This is a genomic window from Pseudomonas sp. WS 5411, assembly GCF_012985595.1.
GTDB classification, from domain to species: Bacteria; Pseudomonadota; Gammaproteobacteria; order Pseudomonadales; family Pseudomonadaceae; genus Aquipseudomonas; species Aquipseudomonas shahriarae.
This window is the reverse complement of the sequence record NZ_JAARMC010000028.1, coordinates 1-25,541: the sequence shown is the minus strand read 5'-3', so window position 1 is coordinate 25,541 and position 25,541 is coordinate 1. Positions and strand designations below refer to the sequence as shown.

At 63.8% G+C, this 25,541-nt stretch carries 13 protein-coding genes; 7 read left to right on the top strand and 6 right to left on the bottom strand.

From position 1 onward, the window contains the following. Positions 1 to 10 precede the first annotated feature (10 nt). From HBR93_RS24225 to HBR93_RS24215, 3 genes are all read right to left on the bottom strand, one after another. Entirely contained in the window at positions 11 to 625 is a 615-nt protein-coding gene (locus tag HBR93_RS24225) for a GNAT family protein (RefSeq protein ID WP_233093305.1), read from the bottom strand. Between the two features lie 165 nt (positions 626 to 790). Further along, complete coding sequence (locus HBR93_RS24220; RefSeq protein ID WP_169961244.1) at positions 791 to 2,617, bottom strand: glycoside hydrolase family 15 protein; 1,827 nt, start codon at positions 2,615 to 2,617, stop codon at positions 791 to 793. Beyond that, positions 2,610 to 3,410 (bottom strand): glucose 1-dehydrogenase, encoded by an 801-nt coding sequence (locus tag HBR93_RS24215; protein WP_057439105.1) that lies wholly within the window; start codon positions 3,408 to 3,410, stop codon positions 2,610 to 2,612. The genes HBR93_RS24220 and HBR93_RS24215 overlap by 8 nt, the downstream gene beginning before the upstream one ends. 162 nt (positions 3,411 to 3,572) lie before the next feature. On the opposite strand from HBR93_RS24215, the gene HBR93_RS24210 reads away from it, so the two are divergent. The 4 genes from HBR93_RS24210 (at position 3,573) to HBR93_RS24195 (ending at position 8,570) form a co-directional block, all read left to right on the top strand. Next, positions 3,573 to 4,319 carry a helix-turn-helix transcriptional regulator gene (locus HBR93_RS24210; protein WP_057439104.1) on the top strand — a complete coding sequence of 249 codons (747 nt, stop codon included), beginning with the start codon at positions 3,573 to 3,575 and terminating at the stop codon, positions 4,317 to 4,319. 114 nt (positions 4,320 to 4,433) lie between these two features. Then, positions 4,434 to 5,912 carry a TolC family protein gene (locus HBR93_RS24205; protein WP_169961243.1) on the top strand — a complete coding sequence of 493 codons (1,479 nt, stop codon included), beginning with the start codon at positions 4,434 to 4,436 and terminating at the stop codon, positions 5,910 to 5,912. Further along, on the top strand, positions 5,909 to 7,060 hold the full coding sequence (locus HBR93_RS24200; RefSeq protein ID WP_057439103.1) for an HlyD family secretion protein: 1,152 nt from the start codon (positions 5,909 to 5,911) through the stop codon (positions 7,058 to 7,060). Before HBR93_RS24205 ends, HBR93_RS24200 begins: the two co-directional genes overlap by 4 nt. Beyond that, positions 7,050 to 8,570 (top strand): MDR family MFS transporter, encoded by a 1,521-nt coding sequence (locus tag HBR93_RS24195; protein WP_115127921.1) that lies wholly within the window; start codon positions 7,050 to 7,052, stop codon positions 8,568 to 8,570. The genes HBR93_RS24200 and HBR93_RS24195 overlap by 11 nt, the downstream gene beginning before the upstream one ends. 33 nt (positions 8,571 to 8,603) lie before the next feature. Here the strand turns inward: HBR93_RS24195 and HBR93_RS24190 are convergent, their stop codons facing one another. Continuing rightward, positions 8,604 to 9,188, bottom strand: coding sequence for a TetR/AcrR family transcriptional regulator (locus tag HBR93_RS24190; RefSeq protein WP_057959159.1), 585 nt, complete (start codon positions 9,186 to 9,188; stop codon positions 8,604 to 8,606). Between the two features lie 142 nt (positions 9,189 to 9,330). On the opposite strand from HBR93_RS24190, the gene HBR93_RS24185 reads away from it, so the two are divergent. Continuing rightward, on the top strand, positions 9,331 to 10,503 hold the full coding sequence (locus HBR93_RS24185) for an MFS transporter (protein ID WP_169961242.1): 1,173 nt from the start codon (positions 9,331 to 9,333) through the stop codon (positions 10,501 to 10,503). A gap of 1 nt (position 10,504) precedes the next feature. Here the strand turns inward: HBR93_RS24185 and HBR93_RS24180 are convergent, their stop codons facing one another. Next, positions 10,505 to 10,870, bottom strand: coding sequence for a type II toxin-antitoxin system HicB family antitoxin (locus HBR93_RS24180; protein WP_120732483.1), 366 nt, complete (start codon positions 10,868 to 10,870; stop codon positions 10,505 to 10,507). Then, positions 10,867 to 11,118, bottom strand: a complete 252-nt coding sequence (locus tag HBR93_RS24175; RefSeq protein ID WP_169961241.1) for a type II toxin-antitoxin system HicA family toxin — start codon at positions 11,116 to 11,118, stop codon at positions 10,867 to 10,869. The genes HBR93_RS24180 and HBR93_RS24175 overlap by 4 nt, the downstream gene beginning before the upstream one ends. Positions 11,119 to 11,314: 196 nt before the next feature. Here HBR93_RS24175 and HBR93_RS24170 point away from each other — a divergent pair, with 196 nt between their 5' ends. Together HBR93_RS24170 and HBR93_RS24165 are read left to right on the top strand one after the other, a co-directional pair. Then, on the top strand, positions 11,315 to 23,608 hold the full coding sequence (locus HBR93_RS24170; RefSeq protein ID WP_169961240.1) for a non-ribosomal peptide synthase/polyketide synthase: 12,294 nt from the start codon (positions 11,315 to 11,317) through the stop codon (positions 23,606 to 23,608). Continuing rightward, on the top strand, positions 23,601 to 25,541 hold a 1,941-nt coding region (locus HBR93_RS24165), incomplete at its 3' end, for a condensation domain-containing protein (RefSeq protein WP_169961239.1). The genes HBR93_RS24170 and HBR93_RS24165, both read left to right, overlap by 8 nt.

Genomic DNA, 25,541 nt, shown 5'->3' with positions numbered 1-25,541 from the left:
AGCCTGGACTTTAGCGCGAAACCTTTACGTGTTCATGGGCCAGCAGCGAAAACACGTGCAGATCCTGGTAGCCACCGGCCCAAAACCCGGCCTCGCGCAGCACGCCTTCGCGGGTAAAGCCCAGCCGGCCCAGCAGTGCCTGGGACGGCAGGTTACGCGGATGGACCAGCGCTTCGACACGGTGCAGTTGCATCTGCGCAAAGCCCCAGTCGAGCACGCTGCGCAAAGCCTCGCTCATCAAGCCGCTGCCCCTGGCTGACGGCGCCAGTTCGCAGGCGAGGGCGCAGCTGTTCCACTGGCGATTCCATTTGAACAGCCCGCAGGTGCCCATCAACTCGCCAGCGTATTCCAGGCCCCAGCGCGTGCCCGGATTGGCCTGGGTTCGCCAGTGGGCGAAGGTGGCGATCAGGGCGTGGGCCTGGGATATGTCGGTCATGGGGTCGATGCCAAACCAAGGCATGGCCTCGGCATCTCGATAGATCGCAAACAGCGCCGGGGCGTCGTGGGGGGTCAACTCCCGGAGCCGCAAGCGTTCGGTGTGCAGGGTGGGGAAAGTATCCACGTGGTGTGGTGCGGTTGGCATAGGTATCGACTGAACATTTTCGGGCGCCAGGGGCGGGTTCATATTCGTTCCTTGAATACAGGAGGAGGCAGACAGATAGCTCGCTCAAGGTCGCAAAGATCAAAGGTGGGAGCTGTCGAGCGTTAGCGAGGCTGCGATGACGTCAGTACAGCCAATGTTGAAGTTGCCTGATAGCGCCTACAAGGGTTTCACTTCGCTGCTCGATTCTCAAGGTTGCCACACGGTTTTCTCCCCGCTCAACTTGCGATCCAGAAACGTCGCCGCGCTGATCAAGGCCAAATGGCTCAATGCCTGCGGTGTATTCCCCAGATGTCGCGCCCGGCTGTCGAATTCCTCGGCATACAGCCCCAGCGGGTTGGCATAGCGCAGCAGTTGCTCGAATTCCAGATGGGCCTTTTCTACTTGCCCCGCGCGGGCCAGGCATTCGACGTACCAGAATGAACAGGCGGTAAACGCCCCCTCTGTGCCTTGCAAACCGTCAATTTGACTGTCGTCATTGCGGTAGCGGTAGACCATGCCATCGCGCACCAGGCTTTTCTGGATGGCGTCCAGGGTCGATAACCAGCGCGGGTCGGTGGCCGCCACAAAACGCACCAGCGGCATCAACAGCATCGAACCATCCAGGGCAGTGCTGCCGATGTGCTGCACGAAATGCCCGCGTTCTGCGTTCCAGAAGTTGCTCCAGATATCTTCATAAATCGCCTGGCGGGTCTGGTCCCAGCGGGCGAACGGCGCCGGCAGCGAGCGCTTGGAGGCCAGGCGGATCGCGCGGTCGAGTGCCACCCAGCACATCAGCCGCGAATGCAGGAAGTGATGTTGCTCGCCACGCATTTCCCAGATGCCGACGTCTTTCTGGTTCCAGGTTTCGCACACTTGGTCCACTACTTCCAGGGTGTGTTTCCAGCCCTCATGGGAGATGGCTTCGCCGTACTTGTTGACCAGGTACACCGCGTCCATCAGTTCGCCGAAAATATCCAGCTGCACCTGGTCAAAGGCCTCGTTGCCAATGCGCACCGGTTGCGCGCCGCCGTGGCCGCTGAGGTGGCTCAGCTCGGTTTCCGGCAATTGCTGGCGGCCGTCGATGCCATACAGGATGTTGATTTTCATCGGCTGCCCGCAACAATCGCTGACGCGCCCGCGCAACCAGCGCATGTAGTCATTGGCTTCCTGGACAAAACCCAGACGCATAAAGGCGTAGACGGTGAACGAGGCGTCGCGGATCCAGGTGTAGCGGTAATCCCAATTGCGTTCGCCGCCGGGGGCTTCCGGCAGGCCGAAGGTGGCCGCTGCGAGGATCGCGCCGTGTTTGCGCGAGGTCAGCAGCTTCAGGGCCAGGGCCGAGCGATTGACCATTTCCCGCCAGCGGCCGCGGTAGTTGGACTGGGCCAGCCAGCCGCGCCAGAATTTCAGGGTGTGCTGCAGGTGCAGGTCGGTACCGTCGCTGGCCACGCGTATGTCTTCCCGGCCGCCAAGGACAAATTCGGCCCCCTGGTCCTGGTCCAGGGTAAAGCAGGCGACGGCGGCGTCATCTGCGATCTGCAACGGCACGCTGCTGGCCAGGCGCAACCCAGGCAGGCCCGGCGCCTCGAAGCACACATCAGCGTTATCGGCGGTGGCCCGAGTGGGTGCCCGGGCATAGTCATGGCGCACCGCGCAGCGCAGGTGCAGGGTGGCCTTGCCGCTCACCACGCGCACCCGGCGGATCAGCAGGGGCAGGTCATCAACGTCATCGCTGATACTCAGCAGGTCGGTGATTTCCACCACGGCGTCATCACTCAGCCAGCGGGTTTGCAGGACATTGGTATCCGGCAGGTAGATCTGTTCCCGGCGCGCCTGGGGCAGGTCCGGGGTCAACTGGAAAATCCCGGCGGCGGGGGAGTCCAGGAGCGAGCAGAAGATCGACGGGCTGTCGAATTCCGGCCAGCAGAAAAAGTCGATGCTGCCCTGGTCGTTGATCAGCGCCGCACTGCGCATGTCACCGATAATGCCGTGGGCGTCGATGGCGCTTTGCGCTTCGTTTTTCAGATCAACCATTGTCTTTGAACTCCGGGTAGAGACTCATGCCGCCGTCGATAAACAAGGTGCTGCCCACCACATAGTCGGAGGCATCACTGGCCAGCCAGACCACGGCGTTGGCCACATCTTCGACGTCGCCGACGCGGCCATAGGGGATCAATTTCAGCAACTGCTGTTCGGCATCGCCCTCGGTGGCAGCGCGGTTGATGGCGGTGCGGATCGCCCCCGGCGCGATGCCGTTGATGCGGATCCGTTGGTGGCTGACTTCCTGGGCGAGGCTGCGCATCAGCATCTCGACGCCGCCCTTGGAGGCCGCGTAATTGACGTGGCCGGCCCAGGGGATCAACTGGTGCACCGAACTCATATGGATGATCTTGCCGGCGGCCCGGGATACGCCGGCTCGCACGCCCTGGCGGTTAAAAATACGCAGGGCGGCGCGGGCGCAGAGGAACTGGCCGGTGAGGTTGACGCCAATCACCGCGTTCCACTCCTCAAGGGTCATGTCGCTGATGGCGGCGTCTTTTTGCAGGCCCGAGTTGGCCACCAGGATGTCGAGGTGGCCGAAGGCGTCGAGGGTCTGCGCGAACAGGCGTTCGACATCGGCTTCCCTGGACACATCGGCGCCGATCGCCAGGGCCCGGCCACCGGCCTGGTTGATCTGTGCGGCCAGGGCCTGGGCGGGTTCTGCCTGGCTGTTGTAGTTCACCACGACTGCCGCGCCGGCCGCAGCCAGCGCCCTGGCGGCCCCCGCGCCAATGCCGGAGCTGGCGCCGGTGACTACGGCGACTTGTTGTTCCAACGAGATGCGCATTGTCCATCCAGCCTTTATTCCAGAAGTCCATTCAGCTGACTGACGGCGCGGGGCACAAGTTCAGTGGCCTGTCTGGAATGCGACGATGGCTGTCTATATCTATCGTTTTCGCCAACGGGCTTTTAGTTAGAATCAGTGGCTTAACGACGTGAGACGCAGCCCATGACAACTGTGCACCGGCCTTGGCTTGAGGCTTATGCCGACAACTACCGCAACGACGAAGTGGTCCATCCCCATTGTCATACCCAGGCGCAATTGATCCACGGCGTCACCGGGGTGATGGTGGTCAGTACGGCCCAGGGCAGTTGGCTGGTGCCCTCCGGGCATGCGTTGTGGGTACCCGCCGGGACGCCCCACGAGATTCGCATGGCCGGCGAAGTGCATATGCGCACCCTGTTCCTGATGCCCGAGGTCGAGCCGAGCCTGGGCCGCACCTGCCAGGTGATCGAGGTCTCGGCACTGCTGCGCGAGCTGATCGTGGCGGCGACGCTGATCGCCGGTGAAGTCAACAGCCCACGCTTGCAGGCCATGGTGGAAGTGATCCGTATGGAGCTGCTGGCCGCGCCGGTGGTGGCCATGCATGTGCCGGTGCCTGGCGAAGCCCGCCTGGCCAGGTTGTGTACCCGGTTTATCCGCAACCCGGCCGATGACAGCAGCCTGGAATCCTGGGCCGACACCCTGAACATGAGTGCGCGCACCCTGAGCCGGATTTTCCAGCGGGAACTGGGCATGAGCTTTGGCGAATGGCGCAAGCGTGCGCGTCTGGCCCTGAGCCTGAAGCTGCTGGCCCAGGGCGCCTCGATCCTGGAGGTGGCGCTGGAACATGGTTATCAGAGCCCGAGTGCATTCAGCGCGATGTTTCGTCGCTCGCTGGGTTATCCGCCGAGTCATTTTCGTCCCCAGGCCTGATGTTGCTTCATGTAACCCAATTGTCCGTTTGGCGACGATACATGGCCCTGGCGCGGGCGAATCCGCCAGGGCGCATGCCTAATCTGCAAAGCTCATTCTTCAGCGAGTTTTGTGATGCCCAGCCTTGTCGTTCATCCCTCCACCAGCAGTCGCCCCCCGGCAGTCCTGACCCTGCTTCTGCTGGGTGCGCTAGCCGGATGCCGTGGCCTGCCCGACGAGCCCGCAGCGCAGTTGACGGCCCGGGCGGCGCCGCAATTGTCCAGCGGGTCAGCGGCCCAACCGCTGCCCGAGCGCTGGTGGCAGCTTTACCGTGACCCGCAATTGGACCGGCTTGTAGAGCAGGCCCTGAACCATAACCAAGACCTTGCCGCCGCCGCCGCCCATGTCGACGCGCTATTGGCGCGCCTGGAGCAGGTAGATGGCGAACGCCAACCCTCGACTCTTCTGACCTACGGCGTCGGCTACGGCCGCAGCCGAGACGACCAGACCCTGGCCCAGGCCCGCGATGAGCAGGCCGAGGCCCAGTGGAGCCACGCCCCTGGATTTTCCCTGAGCTACACCCTCGACCTCTGGGGCGAGGTGCGTTATCGCCTGGCCGCCGCCCGTGCCGATGCGGATGCGGCGCGGGCGCTGGAAGACGAATGGCGGGTGACCGTGGCCGCGCAGACCACCCGGGCCTATGGCCAGGCCTGTGTCTACGCGTTCAGCCGCCAGGTGCAGCGTCATTCGGTGCAGGTGTTGGAGCGCAGTGTCGACGTCACTCGCACACTGCAGAAGGCCGGCGCGGCGACGGCGCTGGACCTGGCGCGCCTCAATGGCCTGCTGGAAGAAACCCGTGCGCCGCTGCCGATGTTGACCGCGCGCTATCAAGCGGCCCTGTATGAGCTGGCGGTGCTCAGTGGCGTGCCGCCCCTGGAGGTGGCCCGGCAAACCTGTGCCCGGCGCCCACAATTGCAGGCGCCGCTGCCGGTGGGCGATGGCTGGGCGCTGGTGCAGCGGCGGGCCGATATCCGCCGTGCCGAGCGCCAACTGCAAGCGGCCACGCTGGCCATCGGTGTCGCTCGCGCCGAGTTGTATCCACGGGTGACCTTCGGGGCCGCGCTGGAGTCCTCCGCGAGCAGCCTGGGCAAGCTGGGGACCAGTGAAGCGCTGGTGTACTCCGTGGGGCCGTTGCTGTCCTGGCGCTTTCCCCAGCGCGGCGTTGCCCAGGCCCAAGTGAGCCAGCGCCGGGCCCAGGCGCGCGAGGCCCAGGCGCGTTTCGACGGCACGGTACTGCGTGCCTTGAAACAAGTCGAACAAGCCCTGGCGCTGTACCAGGGCGAACAACAGCGCCGCCAAGCCCTGCAGGCCGCGCTGGACAACAGCCAGCAGGCCCATGAGCTGGCCACCCGCAGCTATCGGGCCGGAGCCCTTGATGCCCTGCAACTGCTGGACAGCGAGCGCAATCTGGTCAACCTCCAGGCCCGCGTGGCCCAGGCCGACCTGCGCTTGATCAACCGCCAGATCGACCTGTTCCAGGCGCTCGGCGGTGGCTGGCAACGCAATGATCAACCTCAACCCTTACCCCTTGCTGCCCTTGGAGCCAAGCCATGAACCAGGCTGTTGAACCCGCGATCCTGCCATCCACTCCCAGCTTGATGCAGCGCCATCGCCGCGCCCTGCTGACGGGCGCATCACTGGTGACGCTGTTGGGGGCGGGGCTGTTTGCCGCGTATTGGTGGCAGTTGGGGCGATTTCTGGAAGAGACCGACGACGCCTACGTGCGCGCCGATTGGGTCGCCGTCAGCCCGCGGATTGCCGGCTATGTGGCCCAGGTGCTGGTGGAGGACAACCAGCCGGTCAAGGCCGGGGATGTGCTGGTGCGCCTGGATGAGCGTGATTTTGTCGAGCAGCTGCGCAGCACCCAGGCGCGGTTGCAGCAAGCCCGGGCGGCGGCGAATGCCCGCCAGTCCAGCCTGACCACCCTCGACGCACGGCTCGACGAGCAGCAGCAACGTATCGCCCAGGCCCAGGCTGCCCTGCATAGCAGCGAGGCCGAGGCCCATCGTGCGCGCCTGGACTTCCAGCGCTACCGCGATCTGGTGGATCAACAGATCGCCACCCGCGAGCGCCTGGAAACCGCCAGCGCCGGGCGGGCCAAGGCATTGGCAGCCGTGACCGAAGCCCGTGCCCAAGTGGCCCGGCAGCAGGCCCAGTGCCAGGTGCTGCAGGCGCGCCGCCAGCAGGCGAAGGCGCGGATCGCCGAATCCCAGGCCCGGGTGGGCGAGGCCCAGGCCAATCTGGCCCTGGCCCAGAATGCCTTGAATGACACAGCGATCCGCGCGCCGTTCGACGGCGTAGTGGGCCAGCGTAAGGTCCGCCGCCAGCAGTATGTGATGCCGGGTCTGCCTTTGTTGGCGGTGGTGCCGGTGGCACAGGCCTATGTGATCGCCAACTACAAGGAAACCCAGTTGCAGCACATGGCGCCGGGGCAGGCGGTCGATATCGCGGTGGACAGCTTTTCCGGCCAGCACTGGCGCGGCCAGATCGAAAGCATCGCCCCCGGTTCCGGCGCGGTGTTCGCCTTGTTGCCCCCGGACAACGCCACCGGCAATTTCACCAAGATCGTGCAGCGCTTTGCGGTGAAGATCCGCCTGGTGGCCGACGAGACGAATGCACCCGTGATCTTGCCGGGGATGTCCGTGATCGCCACGGTGGACACCCGCCCGGCCAGCCAGCAGGACGGTTCCCATGGAGGCTGATGGGCGCACCTCGAACGTTTCGTTTCGCGCCTGGGTCGCGGTGATCGGTGGTTTGTTCGGCTGCTTCATGGCCGGCATGAATGTGCATGTCACCAGCGCCGCCCTGCCGGAAATCGAAGGTGCGCTGGGAGCCACGTTCGAGGAGGGCTCATGGATTTCCACGGCCTATCTGGTGGCGGAAATCATCATGATCCCGCTCACCGCGTGGCTGGTGCAGGTGTTCTCGTTGCGGCGGGTGATGCTGTGGGGCTCCGGGGTTTTCCTGGTGGCCTCGGTGGCCTGTTCGATGGCGCCGAACCTGCCGGTGATGATCATCATCCGGGTCATTCAGGGGGCGGCGGGGGCGGTGCTGATTCCGTTATCGTTCCAGTTGATCATCACCGAACTGCCTGCCAGCAAGATCCCCCTGGGCATGGCCCTGTTCAGCCTGGCCAACAGTGTGGCCCAGGCCGCAGGGCCGTCCATTGGTGGCTGGCTGACCGATGTGTACTCGTGGCGCTGGATCTTCTACCTGCAACTGTTTCCCGGTATCGCGCTGTTGGCGGCAGTGGCCTGGTCCATTGACCGCCAGCCGATGAACCTTGGGCTGTTGCGCCAGGGCGACTGGCTGGGCATCGCCTGCATGGTCCTGGGCCTGGGGGCGTTGCAGATCGTGCTGGAGGAGGGCGGGCGCAAGGATTGGTTCGGTTCGGCGTTTATCGGCTGGATGAGCGTGGCGGCGGCGATGGGCCTGGTGGGCTTTGTCAGCCGGCAATTGTGGGGCCGCAAAAGCTTTATTAACCTGCGGCTGTTGGCGCACTACAACTTTGGCGTGGCCAGTGTGGCGATGTTTATCTTCGGTGCCAGCACGTACGGCCTGGTATTCCTGGTGCCTAATTACCTGTCACAGATGCAGGGCTACAACGCCAGCGAAATTGGCGTCAGCCTGATTGCCTATGGCCTGGTGCAACTGGTGCTGGCGCCGTTCCTGCCACGACTGATGAAGTGGTTGAGCGCAAAAATTCTCGTGGCCTCCGGTTTTGCGATCATGGCCCTGGGCTGCTGGATGGGCGCGCACTTGTCGGCAGACAGCGCCAGCAACGTGATCATCCCCTCGATCGTGGTGCGCGGCATTGGCCAGCCGCTGATCATGGTGGCGCTGTCGGTGCTGGCGGTGCATGGGCTGGCCAAGGCACAGTCCGGCTCGGCCTCGGCAGTGTTCTCGATGTTGCGCAACCTGGGCGGCGCGGTGGGCACGGCCCTGCTGGCGCAACTGGTGGTGGTGCGCGAGCAGGTGCATTCGGCGCGCATCGGTGAATCGCTGAGCATTTTCGAACCGGCTTTACAGCAATATTTGCCGAACGGCGGCTTGTTGCAGGAGCAATGGCCGGAGCAGCAGCAAGTGCTGGGGTTGCTCGACCAGAGCGTGCGGCACCAGGCATTTTTGATGGCTTACAGCGACGCGTTCTACCTGGCGTGTGTGGCGCTGACCTTGTGTGCGGTGGCGGCGTTGCTGCTTCGTCGCACTTGATGGCTGTCGCGGGTTCGTGTTGTGGCGAGCAATTCAGCGATGGGGTTTCAGCCCCCGCAGCAGCAACTCCAGGCCTTGCAGCGCTTGCTCCAGGCATTCGTCCGGGCGTTCGGCATGGGCAATCCATTGCGCCGTATCCACCAGGCTGCCATTGATCAACCGGGCCAGTGCCAGGCTGGGGGCATGCTCGATAAGCCCGGCCTGCATCAATTCATCCAGCAGCCGACGCAATGATTCGATGCAGTGCTGCTGGGCCCCCACGTCTGCACCCAGCACCGCCGGTGCATCTTGCAGCACGATCCGCTGGATCTCGGGATCCTGGGCCATGTGCAGGTAGGCGCGGCAGCGCTCGCAAAAACCGTCCCAGGGGTTGTTGGCCTGAGTGCTGATTTGTTGCAGACGGTCATCCATTTCGCTGTCGAGTTGCGCGACCACCGCGGCCAGCAGTCCTTTCTTGTCGCCAAAGTGATGGTACAGCGCCCCACGGGTAAGGCCGGCGCGGGCGGTAAAATCATCCATCGAGGTGTTGGCAAAGCCTTGGGTGGCAAAGGCATGGCGGGCGCTGGCCAACAGGCGGGCGCGGGTTTCTTCAATCATCTCGGCGCGGGCTCGGCTCATGGAAAACGCTCGCTAGTTGCGGGTGAGTGGTTGACATACGCCGCGTATGTTACTCATGATTTGTCACATACGCACCGTATATCTTTTCCCCGGATTGCATTGAATGGCAAGCTCCAGGGCTCCCAGCAAGAGGTCACGCACCATGGCAAACCCCTACGCCGAGCTGTTCCAGGCGCCAGGTTCCAGGGCTTTTGTATCGGCCGGCATGCTCGCTCGCATGCCGATATCCATGACCGGTATCGGGCTGATCACCATGTTGTCCCAACTGCGTGGCGGTTATGGGTTGGCGGGCGCGGTGGCGGCAACATTTGCCCTGGCCACGGCCTTTTGCGCCCCGCAGGTTTCGCGACTGGTAGACCGTTATGGCCAGGGCCGCGTCTTGCCGGCGGCAGCCATGATCGGCGGCGGGGCGTTGTTGCTGTTGTTGCTGTGTACCCGTTTGCAGGCGCCGGACTGGACCCTGTTTATCTTTGCCGCCCTGGCCGGTTGCATGCCCAACATGTCGGCCATGGTCCGGGCGCGCTGGACCGAGATCTACCGTGGCCAGCCACGTTTGCAAACAGCCTTTGCCCTGGAATCGGTGCTTGACGAGGTGTGCTTTATCCTCGGCCCGCCGCTGTCGGTGGGATTGTGTGTGCTGCTGTTTCCCGAGGCGGGGCCGCTGGTGGGGGCGATCCTGTTGGCGGTTGGCGTGACCGCCTTTGTTCTGCAAAAACAGACCGAGCCTGCCATTCACGCGCAACTTGAGCACCAGGGCAGTTGGTTGATCACCCAGCCGTCGGTGCTGGTGTTGATAATCCTACTGGTGGCCATGGGCACCATTGTCGGGGTGGTAGACGTGGTCAGCGTGGCGTTCGCCCAGCACCAGGGCCAGCCGGCTGCCGCGAGTATCGTGCTGTCGGTGTATGCCATCGGCTCGTGCCTGGCGGGGCTGGCCTTCGGTGCGCTGAAGCTGAACATGCCCTTGCCCCGGCAGTTCCTGCTCTGTGGCCTGGCCACTGCCCTGACAACCCTGCCACTGCTGTGGGTGGGGGATATCCTCGGGCTGGCATTGGCGGTGTTTGTGTCCGGGCTGTTTTTTGCCCCGACCTTGATTGTGTCCATGGCGCTGGTGGAGCAGGTCGTGCCACCCAGCCGCCTGACCGAAGGCATGACCTGGCTGATCACCGGCTTGAGTATCGGCGTGGCCATCGGTGCCGCGAGTTCCGGCTGGATGATCGACCACTTTGGCGCCGCCAGCGGGTTCTGGGTGGCGCTGATGGCCGGGGCAGTGGTGCTGGTGTCCGCTTTATTGGGCTACCGCCGCCTGGGATGAGTCACCCCAGGGCGGGGTGGCTGTCTGTACGGTGATGGCGCAGGAACTCGTTCAGCGCCTGGCGTGTCAGGTCGTTGAGCGTGACCTTTTTCTGCGTCGCCGCCAGGGCCGCAGCCAGGTGCAGATCATGGCCGACCCGTACATTGAAGGAGCCTTTGCAGGGCTTTTCCGGTGCCTGGCCCAGGGTCTGGCAAGTAGCCAGATAATCCTCCACGGCCTCGCGAAAGGCGGCCTCCAACTGGGCCACGGTCTGCCCTTCGTAACTGACCAGAGGGCGGATAAACAGCAGCTTGCCGAACAGGCAATTGTCCTCGACGCTGGCTTCTATGGAGCCGATGTAACCTTTGTGTTTCAACTGGTTGCTCACTGAATCAAGCCTCCTGATTCCAACTGTTCAATGATCTGGCGCCGAATGTAGTACTTCAGTTCATTGCCAGGGTGGGGCTTGTGCAAGGTGATCATTGCACTCGGGTCGCCTACGTCGAACTTGACGCGGCTCCCAGCCCCTTCGATTTGTCGGTAACCCAGCCAGCCTAACAATGTCACGAGCTCAGGCCAGGTAAATGCCATCTGCAGGTTAAGCAGTTTGGCGAGCAGCTTTTCATTTTTGGACACGGCGTTCCTTGCGTGTAACTAAATGTAGTTGCAAATACAGTGCTCCGTCAATGATAGGGCCGCTTCGCGGACTTCTCCCGGGTTTGATGTAACGCCCGATGACTGCAATCGCCTGCGCTAATTTTTCCCGCCTGGATTCGTTTTATAGGGACGACGTGCCTTTGTGCTTCCTGCCTATTGCTCCGGATCCCAAGAAATGAACGCTGAAGACTCCTTGAAACTTGCTCGCCGGTTTATCGGGTTGCCCCTGGAAAAACGCCAGTTGTTCCTCCAGGCGCTGCAAAAGGAAGGGATCGACTTCTCGCGTTTTCCGATTCCGGCCCAGGTCGAGGCCGAGGATCGCCAGGCGTTGTCCTACGCCCAGCAGCGTATGTGGTTTCTCTGGCAACTGGATCCTGCCAGCGCAGCCTATAACCTGCCGGGAGCGGTGCGTCTAAAGGGCACCTTGAGCCTGCCGGCCATCGAGCAGGCGTTTGCCAGCCTGATCGCGCGGCATGAAACCCTGCGCACAGTGTTCCAGCGCCAGGCCGATGAGCGCCTGGTGCAAGTGCCCTGCCAGCTTGCGTTAGCGATTGAACCACTGGATCTTGGCAACTTGCCGCCGGCTGAGCGCGAACAGGCGGTGATGGCTGCCGCCACCGCGCAATCGCTGCAACCCTTCGACCTGGCCAATGGCCCCTTGCTGCGCGTGCAATTGCTCAAACTCGCCGAGCAAGAGCATGTGTTGCTGCTGACCCTGCATCACATCGTCTCGGACGGCTGGTCGATGAACGTGCTGATCGACGAGTTCATCCGATGCTATGACGCCTTTGAACGCAACCAGTCGCCACAACTGCCAGACCTGCCGATCCAGTACAGCGACTACGCCTTGTGGCAGCGCCGCTGGCTGGAAGCGGGGGAGCAGGCGCGGCAGCTGGATTACTGGCGCGAACAGTTGGGCGATGAACACCCGGTGCTGGAGTTGCCAACGGACTTTGCACGCCCAGCCGTGGCCAGCCATCAGGGCCAGCGCTATGAGTTCGCCTTGCCGGCAGCCTTGGCCGACGGTGCGCGGTTGTTGGCTCGCCAGCAGAACGTATCGTTGTTCACCGTGCTGCTGGCAGCGTTCAAGATCCTGCTGTTTCGCTACACCGGCCAGACTGACCTGCGGGTAGGCGTGCCGATTGCCAACCGGCATCGCGGTGAAACCGAGGGCCTGATCGGGCTGTTCGTCAACACTCAAGTCATGGCTGCCCACGTTGATGGGCAGGCGCGGGTCAGCGACCTGTTGCAGGTGCTCAAGGATGTGGTCAATGGCGCCCAGGCCCACCAGGACCTGCCGTTCGAGCGCCTGGTCGAGGCGCTCAAGCCGGAGCGCAGCCTGAGCCACACGCCACTGTTCCAGGTGCTCTACAACCACCAGCCACAAGTGGCAGACCTAGAAGCGCTGGTGCTGGAATCCGGACTCTCCCTGAGCCTGGTCGAGTGGCAGAGCCGCACCACTCAGTTCGACCTCAGCCTCGACACCTGGGAAAAGGGCGGCACCCTGCGCGCTGCATTGACCTTCGCCACCGACCTGTTCACGCCCGCCACCATCGAGCGTATGGCCCGCCACTGGAGCCACCTGCTCGGCGGCATGATCGACAACGTACAGCAGCGCGTGGCTGAGTTGCCGATGCTCGACGCCAGCGACTATCAGCAGCAAATTCATGGCTGGAACGCCACCGCCTCTGAGTACCCGCAAGCGCGCAGCATCCATCGACTGATCGCCGAGCAGGTGGAGCGCCAGCCCGACGCTCTGGCCCTGACCTTTGGCAGCAAGACTCTGAGTTATCGCCAATTGGACGGCCAGGCCAATCAACTGGCGCACAAGCTGATCGAGCTGGGCGTTGGCCCCGAAGTGCGCGTTGGCGTAGCCATGCAGCGCACCGACGCCTTGATCGTTGCCTTGCTTGGCGTGCTCAAGGCCGGCGGCGCCTATGTGCCGCTGGACCCGGATTACCCGGCTGACCGCGTCGCCTACATGCTGCAAGACAGTCGCGCTCAGGTGCTGCTGACCGAGGCCGAGCTGCTCGCCGACTTGCCCCAGACCCAGGCCCAGGTGTTGCAGATGGATCAACTGGCTGGCTACCCGTTGAGCGCACCGGTCACCCAGGTTGCCCCCGACAACCTGGCCTACGTGATCTACACCTCCGGCTCCACTGGCAAGCCCAAGGGCGTAGCCATTGCCCATGGCAACGTACTGGCACTGATCCACTGGTCGCAGCAGGTCTACAGTCGCGAAGATATCCAGGGTGTGCTGGCTTCCACTTCGGTGTGTTTCGACCTCTCGGTGTGGGAGATTTTCGTCACCCTGGCCAACGGCGGCTCGCTGATTCTTGCCCGCAATGCCCTGGAACTGCCCGAGCTGCCGGCCCGTGACCAGGTGCGTCTGATCAACACCGTACCCTCGGCCATCAATGCCTTGCAGCGTGCCGGGCAGATCCCTGAGAGTGTGCGCATCATCAACCTGGCCGGCGAGCCGCTCAAGCAATCCCTGGTGGACCGCCTCTATCAGCAACCGTCGATCAAACAGGTCTTTGATCTGTACGGCCCGTCCGAAGACACCACCTATTCCACCTGGACCCCTCGCGAAGCCTTGGGCCAGCCGTCCATTGGCCGGCCGTTGAGCAACACCCAGGGTTATATCCTCGATGCCGACCTGCAACCGGTGCCTACCGGGGTGGCTGCCGAGCTGCACCTGGCCGGCGCCGGGCTCACCCGGGGCTATCTGGGCCGGGCCGCGATGACTGCCGAAAAATACGTACCCAACCCGTTCTCCAGTACTGGCGAACGGCTGTACCGCACTGGCGACCTGACCCGCTATCGCGCCGATGGCGTGATCGAGTACGTCGGGCGGATCGACCATCAAGTGAAGATCCGTGGCCTGCGGATTGAGCTGGGGGAGATCGAAGCGCGCCTGCTCAGTCACCCGCAAATCAAGGAAGCACTGGTGATCGCCCAGGATGGACGCTTGCTGGTAGCCTACGTGGTGCCGACAGCAATGCCCCAGGATCACGAGGTATTCACGCAAACGTTGCATGCGTACCTGGCCGAAACTTTGCCTGAATACATGCTGCCAACGGTGACCATGGCCTTGGCACAGTTTCCCTCGACCCCCAATGGCAAGTTGGACCGCAAGGCGCTGCCGCGTGCCGGTGAGGCCAAGGTGCAGGCGTTCAGTGCGCCGCAGGATCCACGGCAACTGCTGCTTGCCGGGATCTGGCAAGACATTCTTGGGCAGTCGCAGATTGGCCTGGATGACAACTTTTTCGAACTGGGCGGCGACTCCATCGTGTCGATCCAGGTGGTCAGCCGTGCCCGCCAGGCCGGTTTGCAACTGGCGCCCAGCGACCTGTTCCGCCACCAGACCCTACGCAGCCTGGCCGCTGCCGCGCGTGAAGTGTCGGCGCTGGCCATCGAGCAAGGCCCGGTCCAGGGGCCGGTGCTGTTGACCCCGGTGCAGCAATGGTTCTTTGCCGAGGATATTCCCACACGCCAGCACTGGAACCAGTCGCTGCTGCTGACTCCGCGTCAGGCGGTAGACGTCACAGCACTGGCTGGCGCGTTGCAGGCGCTGGTGGCGCAACACGATGCCTTGCGTCTGCGCTTTGTCGAGCGCGGGGAGGGCTGGGAACAGACTCATGCCCCGTCGGCAACTGTGGAGTTGTGGCAGCGCCAGGCCGCCAGCGTCGAGGAATTGCGTGAGCACTGTGATCTCGCCCAGGCCAGCCTGGACCTGGAGCACGGCCCGTTGATGCGGGCCTTGCTCGTGGACATGGCCGACGGCAGCCAGCGCCTGTTGTTGGTGCTGCATCACCTCGTGGTGGATGGGGTGTCCTGGCGTGTGTTGCTGGAAGACTTGCAGCGCGGCTACGGCCAAGGCGTGGCCGGCCAACCGCTGACCACGGCGCACAAGACCAGCGCCTACCAGCAGTGGGCAGTACGCTTGGACGACTACAGCCGCAGCCCGGCGCTGCTGGCTGAGTTGGCGTACTGGCGCGAACAATTGCAGGGCGTGGCAAACGACTTGCCCCGGGATAACCCGCAGGGCCGGCAAACCCAGGCAGTGGCTGAACATATCCGCTGGCGCCTGGACCGCGAGCAAACCCGTCAACTGCTGCAACAGGCGCCAGCGGCGTACCGTACTCAGGTCAACGACCTGTTGCTGGCGGCCCTGGCGCGCACGATTTGTCAATGGACCGGACACCCTTCGGTGCTGATCCAGCTGGAAGGCCACGGTCGTGAAGAGCTTTTCGATGACATCGACCTGACTCGCACCGTGGGCTGGTTCACCAGCCTCTACCCGTTGCGCCTGACGCCAAGCGTCGAGCTGGGTGCCACCCTCAAGGCGATCAAGGAACAGTTGCGCCAGGTACCCAACAAGGGCATTGGCTATGGTGTGTTGCGCTACGGCGCGGCGGCCAATGAACTGGCGGTCCTGGCCCAGCCAAGGATTACCTTCAATTACCTGGGGCAGTTCGACCAGCAATTTGGTGAGGATGCGTTGTTCGTACCGGCCAGCGAAGGCGGCGGCCAGGCCCAGAGCCTGGACGCGCCCTTGGCCAACTGGCTGAGTGTGGAAGGGCGGGTCTACGCCGGTGAACTGGAACTGGACTGGAGCTTCAGTGGCGAAGTCTTTCGTCGGGACACCATCCAGGCCCTGGTGGACAGCTGCGCGCGCACCTTGCACGAACTGATTGAACACTGCCTCGATCCACAACAGGGCGGCGCGACGCCTTCGGACTTCCCGCTGGTCAGCCTCGACCAGGCACAACTGGAAGGCCTGGGCCTGCCATTGGCGCAGATCGAGGACCTCTATCCGCTGTCGCCGATGCAGCAGGGCATGCTGTTCCACAGCGCCTACGATGCCGAGCCCGGCGCCTACATCAATCAACTGCGCCTGACCATTGAAGGCCTGGACGTGGCGCGGTTTGCCCAGTGCTGGGAGGCGGTGCTGGAGCGCCATGAAGTGCTGCGCGCACGATGTGTCTGGGAAGGCCAGGCGCAGGCGATGCAAGCGATCCAGCGCTCGGTGCAATTGCCGCTGACAGTGCTGGAGAGCGCTCCTGACGACCTCGATCGTTTGGCCCTTGAACAGCGCGAACAAGGCTTCGACGTGCATCAGGCGCCGTTGTTGCGCCTGGTGCTAGTACCGCTGGCGGCCCGGCGTTATGAGCTGATCTACACCAGCCACCACATCCTGATGGATGGCTGGAGCAATGCCCAACTGCTGGGGGAGGTCTTGCAGCGGTACGCCGGACAAGTGCCGCCACCGGCCACCGGGCGTTATGCCGACTATGTGGGCTGGCTGCTGGCGCAGGACGCCGACGCCAGCGAGCAATTCTGGCGCGTGCAACTGCAAGCGCTGCCCGCGCCGACCTTGCTTGGCAACGCCTTGCCGGCGCCGCGCGAGGGCAGTGGCCATGCCAGTCACCACGTACTGCTGGACGCAACCACCACCGCGCGCCTGGGTGAGTTTGCCCGGCACAACAAGGTCACCTTCAATACCCTGTTGCAAGCGGCATGGGCGGTTTTGCTGCAACGTTATTGCGGCCAGTCGAGCGTGGCTTTTGGCGCCACAGTGGCCGGGCGTCCGGCTCATTTAGCCGGGATCGAGCAGCAGGTCGGGTTGTTTATCAATACCTTGCCGATCATTTGCAGCCCGGATGCTACCCATAGCGTCGCCAACTGGCTGCAGCACGTGCAGGCGCACAGTGTGCTCCTGCGTGAGCATGAGCACACACCGTTGTACGACATTCAACGCTGGGCCGGGCAGCCTGGTAGTGCGCTGTTCGACACCTTACTGGTGTTTGAAAACTATCCGGTGTCCCAGGCGCTGCAAGCCGGTGCGCCGGCCGGCTTGAGCTTCAGCGGGCTGCACAACCATGAACAGACCAGCTATCCGCTGACCCTGGGCATCGAGTTGGGTGAAACCCTGAGCCTGGACTTCAGCTACGCCCGGGCCGATTTCAGCCCGCAGCAGATACGTGTTATCGGCACAAGCCTGCTGCAACTGCTTGCGCAGTTTGTTGAGGATAACCAGCAAGCACTGGGCAACCTGAGCCTGCGCGAGCCAACCCTGGAGCAAACCGCAGTACAGCCGGCACTCGACCCGCTGCTGGCGCACCAGCGTATCGAACGCCGCGCGGCAGCGACCCCGGATGCCCTGGCCTTGATCAGCGGTGACGAGCGCTGGACCTATGCCGAGCTCAACCAGCGCGCCAACTGCCTGGCCCATCGCTTGCGTGAGCAGGGCGTAATGCCCGGCCAGCGCGTCGGGCTGGCGGTGCGTCGCGGTGGGGCGATGATTGCCAGCCTGTTGGCGATCCTCAAGGCAGGCGCCGCCTACGTGCCACTGGACCCCGATTACCCAGCCCAGCGCCTGGCCTACATGATTGATGACAGCGCAATGGACCTGCTGCTGCGCCAACCCGGCGTACTCGACGACGTCCTGGCCGATGCACGCGTGCCGTGCCTGCTGCTCGACGGTTCGGAGCGCGACTACCCACGCACCAACCTGGCCAACCTGGCGCAGGCCGAGCATCTGGCCTATGTGATCTACACCTCCGGTTCCACCGGGCAGCCCAAGGGCGTGTCCATCGCCCATGGCGCGCTGCGCGAATTCTGCACGATAGCCGCCGAGTACTCACAACTCACGCCCCAGGAACGGGTACTGCAATTTGCAACATTCAGCTTCGACGGTTTTGTCGAACAGTGCTTCCCGCCGCTGTGCGAAGGCGCCTGCCTGGTGCTGCGCGGCGATGAAGCCTGGGACACGGCGACCTTGTACGAGCAGATCATCGAACACGGCGTGACCTTGGCCGACTTGCCGGCAGCCTATTGGTTCCTGCTGGCCCAGGACTGGGCGGCGGACCCGCAGCGCAGTCGCGGGCGACTGCGCCAGGTGCACGTGGGGGGGGAGGCGATGTCGGTGGAGGGGCTCAAGCTCTGGCACGCCGCAGGCCTTGGCGGTGTGCGCTTGCTCAATACCTACGGCCCGACCGAAGCCACGGTAGTGTCCAGCACCCACTTGTGCCAGCTCGAGGATATCGATGAAGCCAATGGCGTACCGATTGGTCGTGCCTTACCGGGACGAGCGCTGTATGTGCTCGACCGCGACGCCAACCCGGTGCCCGATGACGTGGTGGGTGAGTTGTGTCTCGCCGCCTGTGAAGGTTTGGCCCAGGGTTATCACCAGCGTCCGGCACTGACCGCCGAGCGTTTTATTCCCGATCCTTTAGCCGCCGTGGCCGGCAGCCGCGTGTATCGCACTGGCGATCTTGCGCGCCGCGACGCGGCGGGCGTGGTGCATTACTGCGGGCGGATCGACCATCAGGTGAAGATCCGTGGTTTTCGCATCGAGCTGGGCGAAATCGAATCGCGCCTGTTGCAACAATCCGGTGTGCGTGACGCGGTGGTCCTGGCCCATCAAGGCGCAAGCACCCAGCAACTGGTGGCCTATATCGTACCGGCGAAGGCCGAGCGCTCGTTGTGCGAGCGCCTCAAGGCCAGTCTCAAGGCGAGCATGCCGGACTACATGGTGCCGACCCATTGGATGGTGCTCGACCACTTGCCGCTGACCTCCAACGGCAAACTCGACCGCAAGGCCCTGCCGGCACCGGACGCCAGCCTGTTGCAACAGGACTACGTGGCACCGGTCACGGCGCTGCAACAGCAACTGGCCGATATCTGGCAAACAGTGTTGAACCTGCCGCGCGTGGGTTTGAACGACAACTTCTTCGAGCTGGGAGGCGATTCGATCCTGTCGATGCAGGTGGTCAGCCGCGCCCGTCAGGCGGGGCTGCACTTCACTGCCAAAGCGTTGTTCGAGCAGCAAACGATTCAAGGTTTGGCCAGCGTAACGCGCAGCGGTGAAGGCGTGCCGACCATCGACCAAGGGCCGGTGGCCGGCGTCATGCCGTTGCTGGCGGTGCAGCAGGCGTTCTTCGAGGAGGATGTTCCCCAGCGCCATCACTGGAACCAATCCGTGCTGCTTGCGCCCCAGCACCCCCTGGACGGCGCACGACTCGCCCAGGCCTTGCAGGCGCTGGTCGGCCATCACGATGCCTTGCGCCTGAATTTCTACCGCGACGGCGAGCAGTGGGTCGCCAGCCATGGCGAGGCGTCGAACCCTGAGCTGCTGTGGCAGCATCGGGTCAACGATGAAACCCAGCTCCAGGCGGTGGCCGATCAGGCCCAGGCCAGCCTGGACCTGCAACAAGGCCCGCTGCTGCGCGCGGTGTTGTTTGAGCGTGCCGATGGCAGCCAGCGCTTACTGGTGGCGATTCACCACCTGGTAGTCGACGGCGTGTCATGGCGCATCCTCTTGCAAGATCTGCAGGACGCTTACCGTCAGCCCGCCCTGGGCTTACCGGCCAAGACCACCGCGTTCAAAACCTGGGCCGAGCAACTGCAAGGTCTTGCCCGCAGTCCCGCGCTGCAAGCCGAGATTTCGTTTTGGCAATCACTGGGCGCAACCGACAACCATCTGCCGGGCGCCAAGCCGGATGCCAGCTTGCGCAGTCGCGACGGCGTCACGCTTGATACACGCCTGAATGCCGAGCTGACCCGGCGCCTGTTGCAGGATGCGCCAGCGGCCTACCGCACCCAGGTCAACGATCTGCTGCTGACCGCGCTGGCGCGAGTCATCACGCGCTGGACGGGACGCAGCGAGGTGCTGATCCAGCTCGAAGGCCATGGCCGTGAAGAGCTGTTCGACAATCAGGACCTGACCCGCACCGTGGGTTGGTTCACCAGCCTGTTCCCGGTGCGTCTGGCGCCTGCCGAGGCGCTGGGAGATTCAATCAAGCAGGTCAAGGAACAACTGCGCGCCATTCCCAACCGGGGCGCAGGCTTTGGCGCCTTGCGTTACCTGGGTGACGCTGCCGTGCAGCAAACCCTGGCGGCACTGCCGGCGCCGCGTATCACCTTCAACTATCTGGGCCAATTCGACAGCACCGTTGAAGGCGAGCAAACGGCGTTGTTTGTGCCCAGTGGCGAGCATGCCGGGGTTGAGCAGCATCCGGACGCACCACTGGGTAACTGGTTGACCCTCAACGGCCAGGTATTTGAAGGCCAATTGTGCCTGGGCTGGACGTTCAGCCAGCAGATGTTCGACGCAGCGACCATCCAGCTACTGGCCGACGCCCTGGCTGTAGAGCTCAAGGCTGTGATTGAGCACTGCACCACAACCGGTCATCACGGCGTGACACCGTCGGACTTCCCGCTGGCGGCGTTGACACAGGCCCACGTGGATGTGCTTGCCGGCGCGCCTGAAGCCATCGAAGACATCTACCCGCTCTCGGCCATGCAGCAAGGCATGTTGTTCCACAGCTTGCTGGAGCAAAGCGGCGGCGATTACGTCAATCAGATGCAAGTATCGGTGGACGGCCTGGACCCAGAACGCTTTCGCGCAGCGTGGCAGGCGGTGGTCGATGGGCACGCCATTCTGCGCACGGCCTTTGCCTGGCAGGGCGGTTTGCCGCAGCCGATGCAGGTGGTGCACAAGCAGCTTGATGTGCCCTTTACCGTGCTCGACTGGCGCGCGCGCGACGATCAATCAGTTGCGCTGCAAGCGCTGGCTGCTGCCGAACTGGCCCAGGGTTTTGACTTGAACCGGCCTGGGCTATTACGCCTGGTACTGGTGCGCCTGGATGACCGTCGTTGCGAACTGCTTTACACCAACCATCACATCCTGATGGACGGCTGGAGCAATTCCCAACTCCTGGGTGAGGTGCTGCAGCGTTATGACGGCCAGGCGCCGGGGCCGTCCGTTGGGCGCTATCGCGATTACATCGCCTGGCTGCAACGCCAGGATCAACAGGCCAGTGAACAATTCTGGAGCGCCAATCTGACGGCACTGGAGGAGCCGACCCTGCTGGCACAGACGGTCAGTGGCCAGGGGCAGGCCGCCGCCGGTCACGGCGACCATCACTTGATGTTGGATGGGGAGCAAACCCGCCGCCTGAGCGAGTTTGCCCGCCAGCAAAAAGTCACCTCCAACACCTTGGTGCAGGCCGCGTGGCTGTTGCTGTTGCAGCGCTACACTGGGCAGGACTGCGTGGCGTTTGGTGCCACGGTCGCCGGTCGCCCGGCTGACTTGCCGGGTATCGAGCAGCAGGTTGGGCTGTTCATCAATACCTTGCCGGTGGTTGCCAGCCCGCGCGCCGAGCAAACCGTCAGCCAATGGTTACAGGTCGTGCAGGGGCAAAACCTGGCCCTGCGCGAGCATGAGCACACGCCGTTGTTCGATATCCAGCGTTGGGCCGGGCAGAGCGGTGACGCACTGTTCGACAGCCTGCTGGTATTTGAGAACTACCCGGTGGCCGAAACCCTCAAGCGCGGCGCGCCGCAAGGCTTGGTGTTCGGCGAAGTGCAGAGTCATGAACAGACCCATTATCCGTTGAGCCTGTCGGTCAGTCTGGGGCAGACCCTGAGTGTGCATTACCGCTATAGCCATGGGCACTTTAGCGCCGACACCATCAGCGAGCTCAGCGGGCATTTCAGCCACCTGCTGCTGGGTATGCTCGATCAGCCCGAGCTGGCGCTGGGTGATTTGTCGATGCAAGGCGCTGCGCGGCAACAACAGATGGTCGCGCAATGGAACCCGGCGGCGGTCGATTACCCGCGCGGGCAATGCATTCACCAACTGTTCGAGGCCCAGGCTGAGCGCGCTCCCGATGCCGTCGCCCTGGTGTTCGGCCAGCAGTCGCTGACCTATCGCGAGCTCAACGAACAGGCCAACCAACTGGCGCATCGGTTGCTGGCCGAAGGTGTCGGGCCGGATCGTCTGGTGGGGATCGCGGTGGAGCGCGGCTTGCCGATGATCATCAGCCTGTTGGCGATCCTCAAGGCCGGTGGCGCCTATGTGCCGCTGGACCCGGCATACCCGGCTGATCGCCTGGCGTACATGATGCAAGACAGCGGCCTGATGTTGCTGATTACCCAGGCGCCACTGCTGGGGGCGCTGCCAATTCCAGGCGGTGTCCAGGCGCTGGTGCTGGAGGGTGAGGCGGGCTGGTTCGCGGGCTATCCGAGCCACAACCCGCAGCCATCGGCCGGGCCGGGCAACCTTGCCTATGCAATCTACACCTCCGGTTCAACCGGCAAGCCCAAAGGGGTAATGGTGCCCCATGGCGCCCTGGGCAACTTCATTGCGAGCATGGCCCGCCAGCCGGGGCTTGCGGTGGGAGAGCGGATCCTGTCTCTGACCACCTTCTCGTTCGATATCTTCGGCCTGGAGATCTACCTGCCGCTGACCGTTGGCGCCTGTGCGGTGTTGGTGGACAAAGACACCACCCTCGACCCGGACGCGATCCTCGCCACCGTGGCTACCCAGCGTGTCAACACCCTGCAAGCCACGCCCTCGACCTGGCGCATGTTGCTCGACAGCCTGCAGGTGGCGGCGTTGCAGGGCTGCACCTTGCTCTGCGGTGGCGAAGCCCTGGCCGATGAACTGGCGGCACGCATGCTCGCCCTCGGTGGAGCGGTATGGAACCTCTATGGGCCAACCGAAACCACCATTTGGTCAGCCGCCCATCGTCTCGACGGCCAGCCATGGCTGGGGCGGCCGATCGACAACACCGGCCTGTACATCGTCAGCCAGGACGGTGCCTTGGCCCCGGTCGGCGTGCCCGGTGAGCTGTTGATCGGCGGTGATGGCCTGGCGCGCGGCTACTTCCAGCGCCCAGGCCTGACTGCCGAACGTTTCCTGCCCGACCCGTTCGGTGCGCCCGGCCAGCGCTTGTACCGCACCGGCGACCTGGCGCGCTATCGCGCCGAAGGGGTGATCGAATACCTCGGGCGCTTGGACCACCAGGTGAAAATTCGCGGCTTCCGGATCGAACTGGGGGAAATCGAAGCGCGCATACAGGCCCAGGATGCTGTGCGCGAAGCGGCCGTGGTGGCCCTCGATGGACCCAGCGGCCCGCAACTGGTGGGTTACGTAGTGCTCGCCGAATCGACGGACAGCACCGAGCAACATACGGCGTTGCGCGAGTCGATCAAGGCCGGGCTCAAGCAGCATCTGGCCGACTACATGATCCCTGCGCACCTGGTATTCGTCGCGCAGATGCCCTTGACCCCCAACGGCAAACTGGACCGCAAGGCCTTGCCGGCACCGGATGTCAGCCAGACGCAAAAAGCCTATGTGGCGCCGGTTTCGGAACTTGAGCAGCAACTGGCCGGGATCTGGCAAGAGGTGCTCAAGGTCGAGCGCGTGGGGCTTGGCGACAACTTCTTCGACCTGGGCGGGCACTCCCTGCAAGTGGTGGTGATGCTGTCCCGTGTGCGGGCAGTGCTTGGGGTAGACGTGGCCGTGAAGGACTTTTACGCGCAGGACAGCCTCGGGGCCTTGGCCCAATCGCTGGTCGATGCGACCCGGGACGATGGCCTGGATGATGACTTTGACCTGATCTTCGATGCCCTTGATGAGCTGGAGCAGGAAAACCTGGAGGAAACCAATGCTTAAGCAAGGCGGGGCCAAAACCGCAGAACTGGTGGCGCGTATCAAGGACTTGAGCGCACCCAAGCGTGCGCAACTGTTCCGCAAGCTGGAGCAGCAGGGCGTCAACGTCGCGCGTTTCCCGATTGTGCCGGCTAGCGAAACCGGGCCCCAGCAACTGTCGTATGCCCAGCAGCGGCAATGGTTTCTCTGGCAGTTCGACCCAACGGGCAGTGCCTACAACATCTGTACGGCGCTGCATTTGAAGGGGGAGCTGGATGTCGAGGCGCTGCAACGCAGCCTGTCGCAGGTGCTGGCGCGCCATGAAGGGCTGCGCGCCGGATTTGTGCAGCAAGGCGAGCAGGTGCGATGCATCATGCGGCCCATCGAAGCCGTGGAGCTGGCGGTGCAGGCTGCCCCGGCAGGCGATCCCGAGTCCGTAATCAAGGCGTTTGTCCAGGTGCAGAGCAGCCAGCCGTTCGATCTGGAACACGATCTGCTGCTGCGCGCCGCAGTGTTGCGTCTGGCGGACGATGAGCACGTGTTGGTACTGACGTTGCACCACATCATCACCGATGGCTGGTCGATGCAGATCATGATCGATGAGCTGCTGGCGCTGTACATTGCCCAGGTCACGGGCACGCCTTGCGCGTTGCCGGCACCGATCATTCAATACGCTGACTATGCCGCCTGGCAACGGCAATGGCTGGAGGCCGGGGAAGGGCGCCGGCAACTGGATTACTGGCGCGGTAAATTGGGCAGCGAGCACGTCTTGCTTGAACTACCGGTGGATCGCCCACGCCTGGGGCCGCCGGACCAGCGTGGGGCGACGCTGCCGCTGGCGTTGGATCGTGCCTTGAGCGACGGCCTCAAGGGCCTGGCGCAGCAGCAAGGGGTGAGCCCGTTCATGTTGTTGCTGGCGTCGTTCCAGGTGCTGTTGCACCGCTACAGCGGCCAGTCTGACATTCGCGTCGGCGTACCCACCGCCAACCGCAACCGGGCCGAGACCGAGCGGGTCATCGGCTTTTTCGTCAATACCCAGGTGATGCAGGCCACGCTTGACAGCCAGCAGCCGTTTGCGGACTTTGTGCAGGCGGTCAAGGCGGCGGCCCACGAGGCCCAGACCTGGCAAGACCTGCCGTTCGAGCAGTTGGTGGAGGCGCTGCAGCCCGAGCGCAACAGCCTGCACACGCCGCTGTTCCAGGTGATGTTCAACCATCAGATGGAAACTGGCCGGTTTGCCGATGGCCAACCCCTGGGCGGATTGCTGTGCACGCCAGTCGACTCGGAGAACCTCAGTGCGCCGTTTGACCTGACCCTCAATACCTTCGACGGCCCTGATGGCCTGTCGGCGGTCCTCACCTATGCCACCGATATCTTTGACGCCTCGACCGTCGAACGCATGGCGCGGCATTGGCAGAGATTGTTGCAGGGCATAGTCGATGATCCACGGCAGCGCATCGGTCAACTGCCGATGCTCAACGCCACTGAACAGCGCCTGGCGCTGCAAGCCTGGAACGCCAGCACTGCCGACTACCCTCGCGACAGCGCCATCCACCACCTGATCGAAGCCCAGGCTGCCCGCACCCCGGATGCCGTGGCGTTGGTCTTCGACACCCAGTCATTGACCTTTGCCCGACTCAACCAGCAGGCCAACCGCCTGGCCCATCGCCTGATCGAGGCCGGTGTCGGCCCGGATGTACTGGTGGGGATTGCGGTGCAACGCAGCGTTGACCTGGTGGTCGGGCTGCTGGCGATTCTCAAGGCCGGTGGCGCCTATGTGCCGCTGGACCCGGCGTACCCCGAGGAACGCCTGGCCTACATGATGCAAGACAGCGGCCTGGCCCTGCTGCTGACCCAGGCACCGTTGCTGGCGCGCTTGCCGATCCCGGCCGGGGTCAGTGCCCTGGCCCTGGACCAACCGGATGCGTGGCTCGATGGCTACAGCTGCGAAAACCCG

Excerpts from the sequence above, each read along its gene's own strand:
- HBR93_RS24195 (WP_115127921.1), top strand. The coding sequence starts at position 7,050 with ATGGAGGCTGATGGGCGCACCTCGAACGTTTCGTTTCGCGCCTGGGTC.
- HBR93_RS24200 (WP_057439103.1), top strand. The coding sequence starts at position 5,909 with ATGAACCAGGCTGTTGAACCCGCGATCCTGCCATCCACTCCCAGCTTG.
- HBR93_RS24185 (WP_169961242.1), top strand. The coding sequence starts at position 9,331 with ATGGCAAACCCCTACGCCGAGCTGTTCCAGGCGCCAGGTTCCAGGGCT.
- HBR93_RS24205 (WP_169961243.1), top strand. The coding sequence starts at position 4,434 with ATGCCCAGCCTTGTCGTTCATCCCTCCACCAGCAGTCGCCCCCCGGCA.
- HBR93_RS24190 (WP_057959159.1), bottom strand. The coding sequence starts at position 9,188 with ATGAGCCGAGCCCGCGCCGAGATGATTGAAGAAACCCGCGCCCGCCTG.
- HBR93_RS24220 (WP_169961244.1), bottom strand. The coding sequence starts at position 2,617 with ATGGTTGATCTGAAAAACGAAGCGCAAAGCGCCATCGACGCCCACGGC.
- HBR93_RS24225 (WP_233093305.1), bottom strand. The coding sequence starts at position 625 with ATGAACCCGCCCCTGGCGCCCGAAAATGTTCAGTCGATACCTATGCCA.
- HBR93_RS24215 (WP_057439105.1), bottom strand. The coding sequence starts at position 3,410 with ATGCGCATCTCGTTGGAACAACAAGTCGCCGTAGTCACCGGCGCCAGC.
- HBR93_RS24170 (WP_169961240.1), top strand. The coding sequence starts at position 11,315 with ATGAACGCTGAAGACTCCTTGAAACTTGCTCGCCGGTTTATCGGGTTG.
- HBR93_RS24210 (WP_057439104.1), top strand. The coding sequence starts at position 3,573 with ATGACAACTGTGCACCGGCCTTGGCTTGAGGCTTATGCCGACAACTAC.